Raw genomic sequence first — 14,928 nt, forward strand, 5'->3', positions numbered from 1 at the left:
CTGATCAGTTTATTTTTTTGCAATTTTTCGCTCGGAGCTATCGGAGGATCCTGTTTGAGGGAATATATAAAATTCTGGCTGCATATAAATATACATGGGTATTTATTGCTTTTTGGATGAGGAGGGACATGTATGGGACGTATTGGAAGGATCTGGATGATGATAGGTCGGTATTTGCTGCCGGTGATGCTTGGCGGAGTGATTGTCTGGGCGTGCAATAGTGCAGGAATATCGGTTTACGCAGATGATGGAGAGACACCGGATGGAGCAGAGCTGATCCGGTTTGATTTTCACAAGTCGGTAAATCAGGAGGTTGGGATCCTGGCAGGAATACCAGGGTTTTTCACTTATTTTTATGAGGGGAAAGAATACCATTATGGATTCCGGTTTGACAGAAACGGGACAGGACCAGAGACAGAAAAGTTTGGTACGGCATATGTCTGGGCACCTTATACGGTTATTTATTATGACGCTGCAGGGGGTAAGATCGAGAATTACGGTACGGCAACAGCAGGAGGAAGAAGGCTGTTTGCAACAAGGGGAAATGGTGAAGAGCTTGAAGCCGGGCAGAATAAAGGAAAGAACAAAAGAAAATTTGCGGCAGATTATACTGTGTATGGGCAGAGCCTCCGGTTAAGTGAAGGATGTATGCCAACGGCAGTGAAAGAAGGATATCGATTTGAAGGCTGGTATACGTGGACTGATGACGGAGTTGTGCAGGAAAAAGAACTGGCAGAGCTTGCAAAACAGGAGCAGTATGGGACACTTGAAGATGAGCTGAATGAGAAATATACGGAGCAGACAAAGCTTCTGGAAAACCGGGAATCCGAAAGATACCCGGCATCCAGTATTACACTTTATGCGAAGTGGGACAAGATCTGGGAGTAGGAGTTAGATATATCCTCCGTCCATGCCCAATATCTGCCCGGTAAGATAGGCAGGGGCATTTGCAAGCTGCCATGCGAGAAGCGCAACTTCTTCCGGTGTCCCGAAACGTCCGGCAGGGATTTCTTCTGCGAGTGCAGCTTTTTCTTCCGCATCCAGAAGATCGTTCATTACGGTATCAATGACACCACAGGCGATCGCATTGACCTGGATATTGCTTGGAGCAAGTTCCTTTGCAAGTGCGCGGGTAAGACCGTTCAGACCGGATTTGGCGGCAGAATAAGCGACTTCACAGGAAGCACCGACAGTTCCCCACATCGAAGAAATATTGATGATACGACCGGCTTTCTGATGGATCATGTAAGGAAGTGCTGCGCGGCAGCAGTAAAATGCGGAAGAAAGATTTGTGGAAATCATTCGGTTCCATTCTTCAACGCTCATATCCGTCAGAAGTCCCATCCATGCGATTCCGGCATTGTTGATGAGTACGTCAAGACCGGAGCCGGACATTTCAATCTGGTCAAAGATACGTCTGACTTCGGATGGAACACCTACATCTCCTGGAAGGATTTCGCAGGAACCGGAGGTTTCCTTTGTGATAAAATCAGCAGTATCCTGCAACTCACTGATGGATTTGCGGCAGTTTAAAAATACATGCCATCCTTCTTTTGCAAAGTGGATAGCGCAGGCTTTTCCGATTCCACGGGAAGCGCCGGTGACAAGAATCTGTTTTCTGTTCATTTATAAAAACTCCTTTTTGCTATTTATAAGTATTACTTTACAGTTGTTTTTTTCTACATAATCAGACAATATTATACACTGATTTTCTTGTGATTTAAAGACGCTGGTGTTATGATAAGTATTGAAAAAATGTCATACAGATGCGAGGAGGAAAAACATGGTACAGGAAGCCATTGATTTTGCCACCAAAGTACATGAAGGTCAGTATCGGAAGGGGACCGACAGACCGTATATTGTACATCCGATGGAAGTAGGAAAGATAGTATCCACGATGACACAGGATGAGGAGATCATCAGTGCAGCGATTCTGCATGATACGATCGAGGACTGTGAGGGTGTGGATGCAAATGTGTTGAAAGCGATGTTTTCAGCAAGAGTTGCAGGAATCGTATCACAGGAAAGCGAAGATAAATCCAAGACCTGGATGGAAAGAAAAAGTGCAACCATAGAAAGGCTTAAGACAGCACCAATTGAGGTTCAGATGATCGGACTTGCGGACAAGCTGTCGAATATGCGGGATATTGATCGGGATTATCCTGTATGTGGAGAGGAATTGTGGAACAGATTCCGGATGAAAGACAAAGCAACGATCGGATGGTATTATAAAGGTGTCAGAGAAGCATTACGGGAAGCATTTGCAGAGACGGAAGCATTTGCAGAATACTGTAGTCTGATTGACAAAAATTTTGGATAATAATGAGGTAGAAGAGAGGACAATCAGAGATGAAGAAGATTTTGATGTTAGGTACAGGTGGGACGATCGCATCCCGTCAGACAAAGGATGGACTGGCACCGGGACTGACACCGGAGGATATTTTATCTTATATTCCGGCTGTAAAAAATGTATGTGAGGTTCAGACAAAGCAGGTGTGTAATCTTGACAGCACGAATGTAACACCGGAACACTGGAAAATGATGGTAAAAGCAGTGGAAGACAATTATGCATATTATGATGGGTTTGTAATCTGCCACGGTACGGATACGCTTGCATATACAGCGGCGGCACTTTCTTATATGATACAGAATTCAGCCAAGCCGATTGTTATTACAGGAGCGCAGAAGCCGATCAATATGGACGTGACAGATGCGAAGACAAATCTGCTGGACAGCTTTATTTATGCGGCGGATGATGATTCCCAGGGTGTCAACCTTGTATTTGACGGAAAGGTAATTGTCGGAACACGTGCAAAGAAAGAGCATGCAAAGAGTTATAATGCATTTTCGAGTATCAATTTTCCGTATCTTGCAGTTATTCAGGATGGTATCCTGGTCCGGTATATTCCGGAGATCCCGTGCCGCCATGCAGTTAAGTTTTATTATGATATGAAGGACAGTGTATATGTACTAAAGCTGATTCCGGGAATGAAGCCGGATATTCTGTCCTATCTGTTTGAACACTATGACTGCCTGGTAATTGAAAGCTTTGGCGTAGGTGGTATTCCGCAGACGCTTGTTCAGGAATTCTATCAGGAGATGGAAAAATGGTCAGGTAAGGGCAAATTTGTCGTAATGACAACACAGGTTGCCAATGAGGGAAGTAATATGACGGTCTATGAAGTCGGGAAAAAAGTTAAGCAGGATTTCAATATGATCGAAGCCTATGATATGACGCTGGAAGCAGTGATCACAAAGCTGATGTGGCTGATGGGAAGAGAAGAACAGGATATGCAGAAAGCATTCTACACGCAGATCAATCACGATATTCTTTTTACAAAGAGAGGATAAAGCAGGTGCAAATAAAAGAGGAAGGGTTCCGGATGAATGGAACACCTTCCTCTTTTTGAATATTTAATTTTATCCGGTTAGATTTTTTCAAAGTCGCCGATCATGTCTTTGATCTCTTCCATGTGGCAGTCCGTCTCGCTTACAGTTTGTGCACATTTCAAAAGTTCAGCTTCGATAGCCTCGATGTCTTTGTCAGCACCGATTGTTTTTTTGTAACGAAGCTGATGATCTACACTTGCCCAAAAATCCATTCCGATCGTGCGGATCTGGATTTCGGCGCGCATTGGAGCTTTCCCTTCTGTAAAGAAAACGGGGATCTCAACGATCATATGATAGCTTCGATAACCGTTTGACTTTGGTGTTTTTATGTAGTCTTTGATTTTAAGAACGGTAATGTCATCCTGTGAAGTGATCAGGTTGGCAATTGCATAAATGTCACTGATAAACGGGCAGATCACCCGGATTCCGGCGACATCGTCCAAATTCCTGACAATACTTTCTTCTGTAAATGGCAAGTCACGTCTGCGCAGCTTTTCATAGATGCTGGCAGGACTTTTTACACGGGATTTGATAGATGAGATTGGATTGCGTTTGTTTACTGCTGAAAACTCATCATCAAGGACTTCAAGCTTTGTCTGGATCTCGCGGATCGCACAGCGATACTTCATCATCAGAACATCAAAGTTCTTATTATTATTGATAAAATCAGCCGGACTAATCGCATTTAACCACTGTGATTCCAGCGCAGTCGGATGCTCAGAAGCCGGAATCAGATTAAGTTGTGTCTCCATATGATTACTCCTTTTTATTCTGGTTGCTTATATTATTATAGCATATCTGAGGGAAGGTGCATAGCATACAGAGTGCAGAAATTGTCTTAAAAATAACAATCTTTTAAATGCTATGGAATCCTTTTCCGATGATCTCGCTGGTGTTGGAAATCAGAATAAAGGAAGAAGGATCATTTGCCTTGATAAAGTTACGGAGTTTGATTGCCTGCTGACGGTTCAGCGCTGTGAAAATAATGTATTTCTGTTCACCGGTAAAGGCTCCGTGTGCTTCACAGATTGTGGCGCCTCGACCGAGTGAGTGGACGATATAATCACAGATCGGTTCCGGGTTACTGCAGACAACGTTGAAATATTTGGAGAGGTTCAGACTTTCGATAAAGCTGTCTACAAGGAAGGAACGGATGATCAGTCCGAAACAGGAATAAAGTCCTGTTTTTACGTCGAAGATAAAGAAACCTGCAACGGTGATCGCAACGTCGGAGCAAACCAGTGCACGTCCGATGTCAACACTTGTAAATTTCTTCAGGATCATGGCAATAATATCTGTACCGCCACTGGAAGATCCGATATTGAAGAGGATTGCAGAACCGAGTGCCGGGAGTGCAATCGCAAACATTACCTCAAGCATAGGCTGATTGGTAAATGGCTGGTTCATTGGAAAGATTCGTTCAAATAAAGAAAGCGCAACAGAAAGCAGGACGCTGCAGTAGGCTGTCTTTGCAACGAATTTTTTGCCGAGAATCAATGCGCCAAGAATCAGAAGTGACATGTTGGCAACGAATGAAAAGTCGGCAGCAGAAATAAGTCCGGTTTTGGCAATCAGTACGGCAAGACCGGTGATTCCGCCAAATGTGAAGTTGTTTGGAAACTTAAAAAAATAAGTCCCTACTGCGATCAGCAGAGTTGCTCCGCTCATTGCAATAAAATTTTTGATTTTTTCTCTCATTTTATATTCCCCGATTGATTCATAAAGTTTTAGAAAACAGATGAAATACTGAAAAAATATCACCCGATTTCCGTTGGTATTGTAACGCCGAAAATGTATGAAGTCAACCGTTTTAGAGCATTTTCGCAATGTATACGATGATACGAAAATACGGGGATTTTCGTGCATGATTCAGCGCCCGAAAGGACATACTAAAAGGCAAAAAAGGAGGATGGATTATGGAACAATATATACCGGTTACAGATATTATTGCGCGGGAAATTCTGGACTCGCGCGGAAACCCGACTGTAGAAGTAGAGGTGCTTGCAGGGAGTCATTTTACAGGAAGGGCGATGGTTCCTTCCGGGGCATCGACAGGAAAATATGAAGCGATCGAGTTAAGAGACGGGCAGCACCGTTATCAGGGACTTGGAGTCAGACATGCGGTAGAGCATGTAAATGACCGGATCATCCGGGAAATCCTGGGTATGAATGTACTGGAGCAGGCAAAGATCGATCAGATGCTTCTGGAACTTGACGGGACGGATAATAAGATCAACCTTGGCGCCAACGCAATCCTGGGTGTGTCACTTGCTGTGGCGAGGGCAGCGGCAAATGCACTTGAAATCCCGCTGTATCAGTATCTTGGAGGGGTAAATGCAAAACAGATGCCGGTGCCGATGATGAATATTTTAAATGGGGGAAGACATGCAGATAATTCCATTGACATTCAGGAGTTTATGATCATGCCTGTCGGGGCAGTGTGTTTTGAAGAGGGACTTCAGATGTGTGCTGAGATTTATAAAATGCTTCGCTCGATCCTGGATCAGTACGATTATCCGACAGCTGTCGGAGATGAGGGAGGATTCGCACCAAATCTTCCGGATACAAAAGAAGCACTCCGGATGATCATGCGTGCAATTGAAAAGGCCGGGTATAAGCCGAAAGAGCAGATTGTGATTGCACTGGATGCAGCGGCAAGTGAACTGTATGATAAAGAGAGAAAAGAGTATATATTCGAAGGAGAAGCCCGGATGCATGGACACCGGGTAGCCAGATCTACAGAAGAGATGATTGATTATTATGAAGAGCTGGCGGGAGAATTTCCGATTCTTTCCATTGAGGATCCTCTGGATGAGGAAGACTGGGGAGGCTGGGAGCTTCTGACAACAAGGCTGGGACTGGATATGCAGCTTGTAGGAGATGATTTGTTTGTTACCAATGTAAAACGGCTAAACGCCGGAATTTTAAAAGAGATCGCGAATGCAATTCTGATCAAAGTCAATCAGATCGGGACACTGACAGAAGCGGTAGATGCGATTCAGATGGCGCAAAGAGCCGGTTATCAGGCAATCGTATCACACCGTTCCGGAGAGACGGAAGATCCGTTTATTGCAGATCTGGCGGTGGGATTCAATACGGGACAGATCAAAACCGGTGCACCGTGCAGATCTGAGAGGGTGGCGAAATATAATCAGCTTCTACGGATTGAGGAGAGGCTGGGGAATATTGCCAGATATGAGAACCCATTTGTACGATTTTCATAAGATTTCCGGAAAATTCCGCCTCCGGGCAGGAGGTATTGAAAATGAAAGCAGTGCATGATATCATGCAGAGTATAAGAATGGGAAAAGAGATCACTTTCTAAGCGAACAGGGAGTGACCTCTTTTCGTGAGGATAATAAAAGGAGAACCAGAAAATGATAAGAAAGATAAAAGCGGAAGATAAAGAATTTTACATAAAAATGGCACATGATTTTTACCGGATGCCAGCAGTGGATCATCCGGTTCCGGATTCATATCTGGAAAAAACATTTGAAGAGTGTATGAAGAGCGATACCTATGCAGAGCTTTTTATCCTGGAATGGGAAGGTGAGATCGCAGGATATGGACTGATCGCCAAGACCTTTTCACAGGAGGCGGGCGGAATGGTATACTGGCTGGAGGAATTGTATATATTGGAAGAGTATCGCTCCAAAGGACTTGGAAGAGAGTATTTCGGATATATGGAAGAACACAAAGAAGAAGGAGTTACAAGATTCCGTCTGGAGGTCGAGAAGGAAAATGAAAGAGCCTGGAAGCTGTACAAAAGGCAGGGATATGACTGGCTGGAATATGATCAGATGATAAAAGAGTTCCATTAGAAAAATGTCAGAAAAAAGTAGAAAAAGTACACAAAATGACTTTCTTTAAAAAAATGTAAAAAAGTGCTTGCATTTCCGTAAAGATTTGCTATAATAAATTTGTTCGCTGTTGAGAACCAGAGCGGACATGCAGATGATGCGGATTGGTGTAATGGCAGCACAGCAGACTCTGACTCTGTTAGTAGAGGTTCGAGTCCTCTATCCGTAGTTCCTTAATTGAATAAGGACTTAACCGGACAGATAAGATGTCCGGTACGGTTATCGGAGTGTGGCTCAGTTTGGTAGAGCGCTACGTTCGGGACGTAGAGGTCGCAGGTTCAAATCCTGTCACTCCGATTTGGTTTTCTAAAATTTATAATATTTTGTTCATTCTGGTGGACAGATATTAACAGATGATTGATGCGGATTGGTGTAATGGCAGCACAGCAGACTCTGACTCTGTTAGTAGAGGTTCGAGTCCTCTATCCGTAGTTTTTAATTGAATAAGAATTTAAGTTGGATATTCCGTTTGGAATATCCAATATATTTATTATCGGAGTGTGGCTCAGTTTGGTAGAGCGCTACGTTCGGGACGTAGAGGCCGCAGGTTCAAATCCTGTCACTCCGATTTTTGTATGTCTGAAGATAAGAATCTCTTTTGATACAGATGTGGATTGAAGAATCCGGCTGTGTCAGAAGAGATTTTTTATTCTTTCGTAACATTGTACGAAAAGGTGATGGAATCACAGGATGAGTTGTGATAAAATCGGGATAGAACTGCTTTTGGGGAAAAGAATATGATTCTGACGGGCAGAGGAAAATGATTGGAAAGAAGGAAAAGATGATGGAAAAATTTTCAGAGATGAAATATGTACGTCCAGATGGGGAAGCGTATATTCAGACCATCCGGAAAGAAACAAAGAACTTTAACGAGGCTGCAGATTTTGAAGGTGCGCATCAGGCGTTTGTCACAATCCTGAATGCAAACAGCCACTTTAATACGACACGCGTCATGGCAAGTATCCGCAACAGCCAGGATACCAATGATGAATTCTATCGAAAAGAGATGGAATATATTTTCGAGATCGAGCCACAGATTGATGTAGAAATGAAAAAATTCTATGAAAGTTATCTGAAGTCTTCTTACAGAACAGAGCTTGAAAAAGAGTTCGGAGAAGTTTATTCCAGACAGGCAGAGAACAAAGTCCGGCTTACCGATCCGTGTAATGCCGATCTGCAGATCCAGGAGAACAAACTGGTTCAGAAGTATTTCCAGGTTGCAGCGGCACCGGTTACAGATTTTCACGGAGAACAGCTTGGATTCTATGGTCTGTTAAAGATGATGGAGGATACCGACAGAAGCATCCGTAAAGAAGCTTTTGAAAAGTGGGCAGAGCTGTATAAATCGATTTCGGATGAACTGGATTCCCTTTATACGGAGCTGATCGGAATCCGTCAGCAGATGGCAAAGAACCTTGGATTTAATGGATATGCCGAGATGATGTATCAGAAGATGGAAAGATTTGAATATACGCCGGAGGATGTAGCAATATTCCGTAAGCAGATCCGGGAGCATATCGTACCGCTTTGTCAGAAACTTTATGAGGAACAGAAAGAAAGACTTGGCATAGAAGAATTAAAATATTATGACGAAAGTCTTACCTATCCGGATGGAAATGCAGTTCCGGAGGGAACGGAAGAAGAACTTCTGGAAAAGGCGAGAACCATGTATCATGAACTTTCCAAAGAGACAGGAGAATTCTTTGATTTTATGATGGAATACCGTCTGTTTGATCTGGAAGGAAGACAGGGAAAACAGCAGGGTGGCTACTGCGACTTTATGGAAGAATATAAGGCACCGTTCATTTTTGCAAACTTTAATGGAACCAATGCAGATGTCAATGTCCTTACCCACGAAGCAGGACATGCCTTTGAAGCATACACAGCGTCACGCAATATTCCGGTATTATCGCAGACATTCAGTACCGCAGAGATCAGCGAGATCCATTCGATGGCAATGGAATATTTCACATTGCCATGGATGCATCTGTTCTTTGGCGAAAATGCAGAGAAACAGAAAAAAGCATATTTGTGGGATTCCCTGGAAGCAATGCCGTACATGGCATGTGTAGACGAATTCCAGCATCGTGTGTACGCTGAAAATCTGACAGACGCAATGGAAAGAAGAAAAGTATGGCACGAACTGGAAGAAATCTATCTTCCATGGAGAGATTATGACGGTAATGAATTCATGGAACAGGGTGGCTTCTGGATGCAGAAACAGCATCTCTTCATGTGCCCGTTCTACTATATTGATTACGCCGTATCCCGTGTAGGAGCACTTGAATACTACGGCAAAATGCAGGAAGACCTGGAAAGTGCATGGAAAGATTACTACGCTCTCTGCCGCCAGGGCGGAAGCAAAGGCTACCACGAACTCCTGAAAATCGGAAATCTAAGCGATCCGTTTAAAGAGGGAACTATCTACAACGTTCTGAAAAAACTGAACCTGCTCTAGGTGTAAGTGAAATGTAAAAAATGTGATATCGATTACACATTCTTCTTGCAAGTGTCGGGGGAACAAGGTATAATTTGCTTATAAGATTATGAGATCGAAAGCTATTACCGATAACCTCGAAGGACGAATTACACAAAAGAACCCGTTTAAATTCATTTTTTGTGCAATGGAGATGAAACTCAAAAATCGTGGAAGCCTCTGCTGAACACGATTTTCGCCCTAAGAGGTTCATCGGAATGGTTTGCACAACTGAATTTAAACGGGTTCTTTTGTGTAATTCGTCTCACAATGTATATCTTTAGATTCAAGAAGATTATAAGGAGAGGAATATGGAAAAGATCTATGACGTAACTGCATTAGGCGAACTGCTGATTGATTTTACAGAAAATGGAACGAGCGCACAGGGGAATCCACTCCTGGAAGCCAATCCGGGAGGTGCACCGTGCAATGTACTTGCCATGCTTGAAAAGCTTGGAAAAAAGACCGCATTTATCGGAAAAGTTGGAAAAGATATGTTTGGTGAGCAGCTGAAGAGAGCGGTTGAAGAAGTTGGAATCGATACACGGAACCTGGTAATAGACGAAGAGGTACATACGACACTTGCATTTGTACATACCTATCCGGACGGTGACAGAGACTTTTCTTTTTACCGGAATCCGGGAGCAGATATGATGCTGAAAAAAGAAGAAGTGGATGAAGAGCTGATCCGTTCGGCAAAGATTTTTCACTTTGGAACACTTTCCTCTACCCATGAAGGCGTAAGAGAAGCAACAAGATATGCAATCGACGTGGCAAAAGAAGCAGGATGTATCGTAAGTTTTGATCCGAATCTCCGACCACCGCTCTGGAAATCACTGGATGATGCAAAGGCTGAGATCGAATACGGTCTTTCAAAGTGCGATATTCTGAAGATTTCAGATAATGAAGTGGAATTCCTTTTTGGAACAACAGATTACGATGAAGGAGCAAGACTGATCCGCGAGAAATACCAGATCCCGCTGGTTCTCATTACTCTTGGAAAAGACGGAAGCCGTGCATATTACAAAAATCTCAGGGTAGAAGTTCCGGGCTTTGTTCAGGAGCATACGATCGAAACGACCGGTGCAGGTGATACATTCTGTGCCAATTCCCTGAATTATATTCTGGAGCATGGAATGGAAGAGCTGACCGAAGAGAATTTAAAAGAGCTTCTCACATTTGCAAATGCGGCAGCATCCCTGATCACCACAAGAAAAGGGGCACTTCGGGTTATGCCGACCAGAGAAGAAATCGAGAACTTTATCCAGAATGTATAAAAAAAGGAATCTGTTGTAAGAGAGAAGAAAATAACCTCTGCTTGACATCTTGTCCGGCAGAGGTTATTATGTGCATGTTATAAAATTGAATGAGAATCGACGACAAGGGGAGCCCATAAAGAACAGGCTGAGAGGAAGCGTTTAGCTTCGACCCGTAACCTGATTTGGATAATGCCAACGTAGGGATGTTTGCTACAGAGTAAAGAAAAAAATGTAATAAAATAACCGGACAGATTAGTGAGAAATCTGTCCGGTTATTTCATTATACGGGATTTTATTTTTTCTTGTTCCAGACATGAATCCCGGCAAGGATTCCACCAATATACAGAATACTGATAAGTACCGTAGGATTTTCGTGCAGACTGTATACTACTGCAACAATTGCTGCAAGAATCACTGTCAGCATAAAGGCATTCATAATTCGCTTTTCGCGGATGTTGCGTTCCTGTACCTGGAGTTCGTGGCGCTTTTCTTCAAGCTTCAGATATTCGAGAAGCTGGTCATCCGGAATTTTTTCCAGAATGTATTTTTCACGCAGATAGTTCAGTTCCTTTGCCGTATGGAAAATGCGGTGGTGGGAACTTTTCTTTTCTCCGGTAAACGGATCTTTTTCGGAATCGTCAGAATATTTGAAATCTCCCGATGAAAAATCCGTGTAAGTATTCTTTTTTTCCTCAGATGACATGGTTTCTGCCTCAGAAGCGGATTCATGAGTAATTTCTTCGGATCCATCTTTTGAAGTTGTTTCAGGGGAGTCTGGTTCCGGAGCTGGGGCTTCCTGTGGTGGTACATCAGTGGCTGTATGGATGTCTCCGGATTCGGAAACTGGTTCTGTAGAAAGCTTTGGATCAGAATCGGCAGATTCTGAGAAAGCTAAAATTTCGGACATATCTTAACCTCCTTCGACCATGAAAATGATCGATTTTTTTCTTATAGAATACCAGTTTCGTATAAAAATTTCAATCGACAGAGAGAAGGAAATGTCTGTTAAGGATTATAAGAAAATCTCATTTGGCTTAGCCAGGGGTGGCTAAGGACAGTCGGGGTATGTAGATACGGTGTAGCCGATTAAGGCTACGCCATATTTCTCTTTTACGCCGCACTTGGCGGATTCTTGCGGATTTCTTCTTTTGCCGCAATAATTGTCTGCGTGTCGGGAATTTCAAGAATACCCACACCGATAAAGTGTACCTTAATAGGAACGTGCTTTTTGCCGTTCTCGTCTTTGGTGCTATCAAAGATTTCAATCTTTGTAATAAGCCGATTGACGAGTTCGGGTGTCAGTTCTTTTAAGTCGGTACATTTACGGATAATGGAGAGAAATGCCCGAAGGTCGATATTGTCCTGCTCTGCATTAGCAAGCCGCTGTTCCAATTCGGCTACCGCTTGTATCAGCTCTCTTTGCTCCTGCTCATAATTGGAGGTCATTCGTTCAAACAGATCGTCCCTTAGAGTACCAAGCACGTTCTTTTCAAAAGCCGCTTCAATCAATTTATCAAGTGCCACAATACACTTTTTGTTCTTTTCAAGTTCTTGCTTTGCGGCTTTGAAATTGTTGGCTTTGTTAAGCTGATGTTGTTTTCCGTACAAATAAAGGAAAATCGGTTCATACTCCGTAATATATTCCGCCGCTTCCCGTATGAGTTTCAGTACGATTCTTTCAAGTACCACGTTGCGGATATAATGGATAGAACAACTACCTCTGTTTTCTTTATACTGTGAACAGCGATAAAACTCCTGATGCTCCTTTACGCTCTTGGCGGCACAGAAATACAACCTTGAACCGCAATCTCCACAATACACCAACCCCGAAAAGATACTTGTTCTGCCCGTCGCAGTATTTCTGCGGCGGTGCTTTTTTATCTCTTGCACACGTTCCCAAGTATCCATATCAATAATGGCTTCCTGCGTGTTTGGTATGATCACCCAATCTTCAGGAGAATTATAAACGGTTTTGTGAACCTTAAAGCTGACGGTACTCGATTTGAAATTTACGGTACAGCCGGTGTACTGCATATTGGAAAGAATATGCTCAACGCTGTTTTCAGACCAACGATAAGGATCAATGACCTTGTTCCGTGTTTTTCTTCCAATGCTGTTGTAATAGGCGGTTGGCGTTAAAATCTTTTCTGCTTCTAAACGGCGGGCAATTTTTGTGACACCCAACCCTTCAAGACAAAGCTGAAAGATGTACCGCACCACCTTTGCGGCAGGCTCATCAATAACCCATTGCTTTGAATCGTCATCGGCTTTTTTGTAACCGAAGGCTACCGTTGCAGATACACGCTCACCGTTATCGGACTTAGATTGCCATACCGCACGGATTTTCTTGGAGGTTTGCGCCGCATACCATTCGTTGAATATATTGTAGAATGGCAGCATTTCCATTCCTTCGCCCGTAGAGGTATTGATATTTTCGTGAATGGATATAAAGGTTACGCCAAGCGTAGGATATACGATTTCCGCAAGGCGATCACCTTCAATATGCTCACGACCAAAACGGGACAGGTCTTTAACGATAATCGTCCCGATTTTACCTTCCTCTACCATTCGGTGCATACGGTTAAAATCGCTACGGTCAAAGCTCGTACCCGAAATGCCGTCATCCACGAAAAACATCGTATTCGTGTACCCGTGCTTTTTAGCATAGTCCGAAAGGATCTGCTTTTGGTTGCTGATACTGTTCGACTCATCTTCCTTATTTCGTTTCTTTTTGCCATTGTCGTCCTTAATATCTTCAACAGATAAACGACAGTATAATGCTGTAATTTTTTCATTGCTCTCGGCTTTCGTTGCCATAATAAACTCCTTTCTCACGAAAGCTGAGCATCATATAATGGGCAAACCCATTATACAATGCTCAGTCGTGGTTTAACAAATATGCGGTTTTATACTAAGTTCTCGGAAAGTATCAGTTCCTTGAACTGCTGAAACAACGACTTATCTTTCTTGCCGGTAAAGACACCGGTTACATCGTAAATCGTACCGTTTATTTCTTCGGAAACACTTAACTGTGTGGGAATACAGCAGAAATTAGAATTATCAAGTGCTTCTGCAGGTCTTGGAGTAACGTATTCCAAAAGGTCGATAGGGATATTTTCATCAATACGCCCTTCACCCTTTCGGGAAAACATAATGGGATCAAAAATTCGTTTTTGCATATATCTCACCTTACCTTTCATCACGGTTGCGCTGACGGATTAAGAATTTGCGGTAATGCTCACAAGCCTTCAAAACAAAATCCTCAACCTGCTTTGCGTTGGCGTTAGGGACATATTGACGAATACGCTCCATTGGGACTTTGAACATTTCCCGCTGATTGGCTTTTTCTTCGCTCATAATGGCAGCAATCAATTCGGGAGTCAAACCGTCCTCTTGGCTTATCTTCTTAAAGCGGCAAGCCTGCGAGAGTGACGGGGTGCAATCGTTCAGTTCCATCTGCTCCAAAAGGTCGTACTGCTCCTGCTCATTGAGATAGGAAAGCTCAACGGCGGGAGTAAAGGAAATGCGCCCTTCATCCACATATTGCAGGATTTCGGGGATAAGGTTGGTAAGACGGATATATCGCTGAACAGTTTTATAACTGTCGCCCGTATCTGCGCCGATTTGTGCGGTGGTGCGGTTATCATCAGACTTCGGGACAAGTTGTCCCGAAGTTAAATCAGTCCTCCATCCTTGGTGTGCCAAAGCTTCTGCTTTCATCTTGTAAGCAAAGGCTTTTTCAGACGGTAAAATGTGCTCACGGTGCAGATTGCTGTCCACAAGCAAGATTGCCGCCGCATCACGGTCAAGGGAAACAATTAAGGCAGGGATTTCGGTGATCCCTGCCTTTCTGCTTGCCATAACCCGTCTGTGACCGGATATGATCTCATATTCATCTGTGGTGTTTTCGAGAGGTCGGACTATGATAGATAATATGAAGTGA

General features: G+C 43.3%; 14 protein-coding genes, 4 tRNA genes and 1 riboswitch. Of the genes, 11 read left to right on the forward strand and 7 right to left on the reverse strand.

Features of this window, described 5'->3' with window-relative positions; genetic code table 11:
• Positions 1-132 precede the first annotated feature (132 nt).
• The gene (locus ACYQ5K_RS16130; protein ID WP_459777985.1) at positions 133-888 is read left to right on the forward strand and encodes a hypothetical protein; all 756 of its coding nucleotides are present in this window, start codon (positions 133-135) and stop codon (positions 886-888) included.
• Positions 889-891: 3 nt separating this feature from the next.
• On the opposite strand, the gene ymfI is transcribed toward ACYQ5K_RS16130, so the two are convergent.
• Positions 892-1,626: an elongation factor P 5-aminopentanone reductase gene (gene ymfI, locus ACYQ5K_RS16135; protein WP_459777986.1), complete on the reverse strand. Its 735-nt coding sequence runs from the start codon at positions 1,624-1,626 to the stop codon at positions 892-894.
• Positions 1,627-1,783: 157 nt separating this feature from the next.
• Here ymfI and ACYQ5K_RS16140 point away from each other — a divergent pair, with 157 nt between their 5' ends.
• Positions 1,784-2,320: an HD domain-containing protein gene (locus tag ACYQ5K_RS16140; protein ID WP_173689127.1), complete on the forward strand. Its 537-nt coding sequence runs from the start codon at positions 1,784-1,786 to the stop codon at positions 2,318-2,320.
• Between the two features lie 29 nt (positions 2,321-2,349).
• Positions 2,350-3,351 carry an asparaginase gene (locus tag ACYQ5K_RS16145; protein WP_173689126.1) on the forward strand — a complete coding sequence of 334 codons (1,002 nt, stop codon included), beginning with the start codon at positions 2,350-2,352 and terminating at the stop codon, positions 3,349-3,351.
• Positions 3,352-3,428: 77 nt separating this feature from the next.
• Here ACYQ5K_RS16145 and ACYQ5K_RS16150 read toward each other — a convergent pair whose 3' ends face one another.
• On the reverse strand, positions 3,429-4,142 hold the full coding sequence (locus ACYQ5K_RS16150; protein ID WP_243259134.1) for a GTP pyrophosphokinase: 714 nt from the start codon (positions 4,140-4,142) through the stop codon (positions 3,429-3,431).
• A gap of 103 nt (positions 4,143-4,245) precedes the next feature.
• On the reverse strand, positions 4,246-5,088 hold the full coding sequence (locus ACYQ5K_RS16155) for a YitT family protein (RefSeq protein ID WP_178025742.1): 843 nt from the start codon (positions 5,086-5,088) through the stop codon (positions 4,246-4,248).
• A 218-nt stretch (positions 5,089-5,306) separates the two neighbouring features.
• Here ACYQ5K_RS16155 and eno point away from each other — a divergent pair, with 218 nt between their 5' ends.
• The 8 genes from eno (at position 5,307) to ACYQ5K_RS16195 (ending at position 11,003) form a co-directional block, all read left to right on the forward strand.
• Positions 5,307-6,614 (forward strand): phosphopyruvate hydratase, encoded by a 1,308-nt coding sequence (gene eno, locus ACYQ5K_RS16160; protein WP_459777988.1) that lies wholly within the window; start codon positions 5,307-5,309, stop codon positions 6,612-6,614.
• A 153-nt stretch (positions 6,615-6,767) separates the two neighbouring features.
• Positions 6,768-7,211: a GNAT family N-acetyltransferase gene (locus tag ACYQ5K_RS16165; protein ID WP_178025744.1), complete on the forward strand. Its 444-nt coding sequence runs from the start codon at positions 6,768-6,770 to the stop codon at positions 7,209-7,211.
• A gap of 137 nt (positions 7,212-7,348) precedes the next feature.
• A tRNA-Gln gene (locus tag ACYQ5K_RS16170) sits at positions 7,349-7,419 on the forward strand.
• Positions 7,420-7,473: 54 nt separating this feature from the next.
• Positions 7,474-7,547: transfer RNA gene (locus ACYQ5K_RS16175), tRNA-Pro, on the forward strand.
• Positions 7,548-7,611: 64 nt separating this feature from the next.
• Positions 7,612-7,682, forward strand: a tRNA-Gln gene (locus ACYQ5K_RS16180).
• Positions 7,683-7,744: 62 nt separating this feature from the next.
• Positions 7,745-7,818: transfer RNA gene (locus tag ACYQ5K_RS16185), tRNA-Pro, on the forward strand.
• Positions 7,819-8,010: 192 nt separating this feature from the next.
• The gene (locus ACYQ5K_RS16190; RefSeq protein ID WP_459777990.1) at positions 8,011-9,708 is read left to right on the forward strand and encodes a M3 family oligoendopeptidase; all 1,698 of its coding nucleotides are present in this window, start codon (positions 8,011-8,013) and stop codon (positions 9,706-9,708) included.
• A 329-nt stretch (positions 9,709-10,037) separates the two neighbouring features.
• A complete protein-coding gene (locus tag ACYQ5K_RS16195; RefSeq protein WP_178025129.1) occupies positions 10,038-11,003 on the forward strand; it encodes a carbohydrate kinase family protein in 966 nt (321 codons plus the stop codon).
• 95 nt (positions 11,004-11,098) lie between these two features.
• Positions 11,099-11,206: riboswitch (TPP riboswitch) on the forward strand.
• A gap of 71 nt (positions 11,207-11,277) precedes the next feature.
• On the opposite strand, the gene ACYQ5K_RS16200 is transcribed toward ACYQ5K_RS16195, so the two are convergent.
• The 4 genes from ACYQ5K_RS16200 to ACYQ5K_RS16215 all read right to left on the reverse strand — a co-directional run.
• Positions 11,278-11,892 (reverse strand): hypothetical protein, encoded by a 615-nt coding sequence (locus ACYQ5K_RS16200; RefSeq protein ID WP_178025127.1) that lies wholly within the window; start codon positions 11,890-11,892, stop codon positions 11,278-11,280.
• Between the two features lie 203 nt (positions 11,893-12,095).
• The gene (locus tag ACYQ5K_RS16205) at positions 12,096-13,802 is read right to left on the reverse strand and encodes a recombinase family protein (protein ID WP_459777992.1); all 1,707 of its coding nucleotides are present in this window, start codon (positions 13,800-13,802) and stop codon (positions 12,096-12,098) included.
• Between the two features lie 89 nt (positions 13,803-13,891).
• Positions 13,892-14,164 (reverse strand): hypothetical protein, encoded by a 273-nt coding sequence (locus ACYQ5K_RS16210; RefSeq protein WP_459777993.1) that lies wholly within the window; start codon positions 14,162-14,164, stop codon positions 13,892-13,894.
• 10 nt (positions 14,165-14,174) lie between these two features.
• On the reverse strand, positions 14,175-14,928 hold a 754-nt coding region (locus ACYQ5K_RS16215), incomplete at its 5' end, for a ParB/RepB/Spo0J family partition protein (RefSeq protein WP_459777994.1).

It is taken from the genome of Allocoprococcus similis (assembly GCF_054660775.1).

What these genes read in the sequence shown, in the direction of transcription:
- ACYQ5K_RS16195 (WP_178025129.1), top strand. Translation starts at nt 10,038, where the DNA reads ATGGAAAAGATCTATGACGTAACTGCATTAGGCGAACTGCTGATTGAT.
- ACYQ5K_RS16165 (WP_178025744.1), top strand. Translation starts at nt 6,768, where the DNA reads ATGATAAGAAAGATAAAAGCGGAAGATAAAGAATTTTACATAAAAATG.
- ACYQ5K_RS16205 (WP_459777992.1), bottom strand. Translation starts at nt 13,802, where the DNA reads ATGGCAACGAAAGCCGAGAGCAATGAAAAAATTACAGCATTATACTGT.
- ymfI (WP_459777986.1), bottom strand. Translation starts at nt 1,626, where the DNA reads ATGAACAGAAAACAGATTCTTGTCACCGGCGCTTCCCGTGGAATCGGA.
- ACYQ5K_RS16155 (WP_178025742.1), bottom strand. Translation starts at nt 5,088, where the DNA reads ATGAGAGAAAAAATCAAAAATTTTATTGCAATGAGCGGAGCAACTCTG.
- ACYQ5K_RS16130 (WP_459777985.1), top strand. Translation starts at nt 133, where the DNA reads ATGGGACGTATTGGAAGGATCTGGATGATGATAGGTCGGTATTTGCTG.
- ACYQ5K_RS16150 (WP_243259134.1), bottom strand. Translation starts at nt 4,142, where the DNA reads ATGGAGACACAACTTAATCTGATTCCGGCTTCTGAGCATCCGACTGCG.
- ACYQ5K_RS16140 (WP_173689127.1), top strand. Translation starts at nt 1,784, where the DNA reads ATGGTACAGGAAGCCATTGATTTTGCCACCAAAGTACATGAAGGTCAG.
- ACYQ5K_RS16200 (WP_178025127.1), bottom strand. Translation starts at nt 11,892, where the DNA reads ATGTCCGAAATTTTAGCTTTCTCAGAATCTGCCGATTCTGATCCAAAG.
- eno (WP_459777988.1), top strand. Translation starts at nt 5,307, where the DNA reads ATGGAACAATATATACCGGTTACAGATATTATTGCGCGGGAAATTCTG.
- ACYQ5K_RS16190 (WP_459777990.1), top strand. Translation starts at nt 8,011, where the DNA reads ATGATTGGAAAGAAGGAAAAGATGATGGAAAAATTTTCAGAGATGAAA.
- ACYQ5K_RS16145 (WP_173689126.1), top strand. Translation starts at nt 2,350, where the DNA reads ATGAAGAAGATTTTGATGTTAGGTACAGGTGGGACGATCGCATCCCGT.
- ACYQ5K_RS16210 (WP_459777993.1), bottom strand. Translation starts at nt 14,164, where the DNA reads ATGCAAAAACGAATTTTTGATCCCATTATGTTTTCCCGAAAGGGTGAA.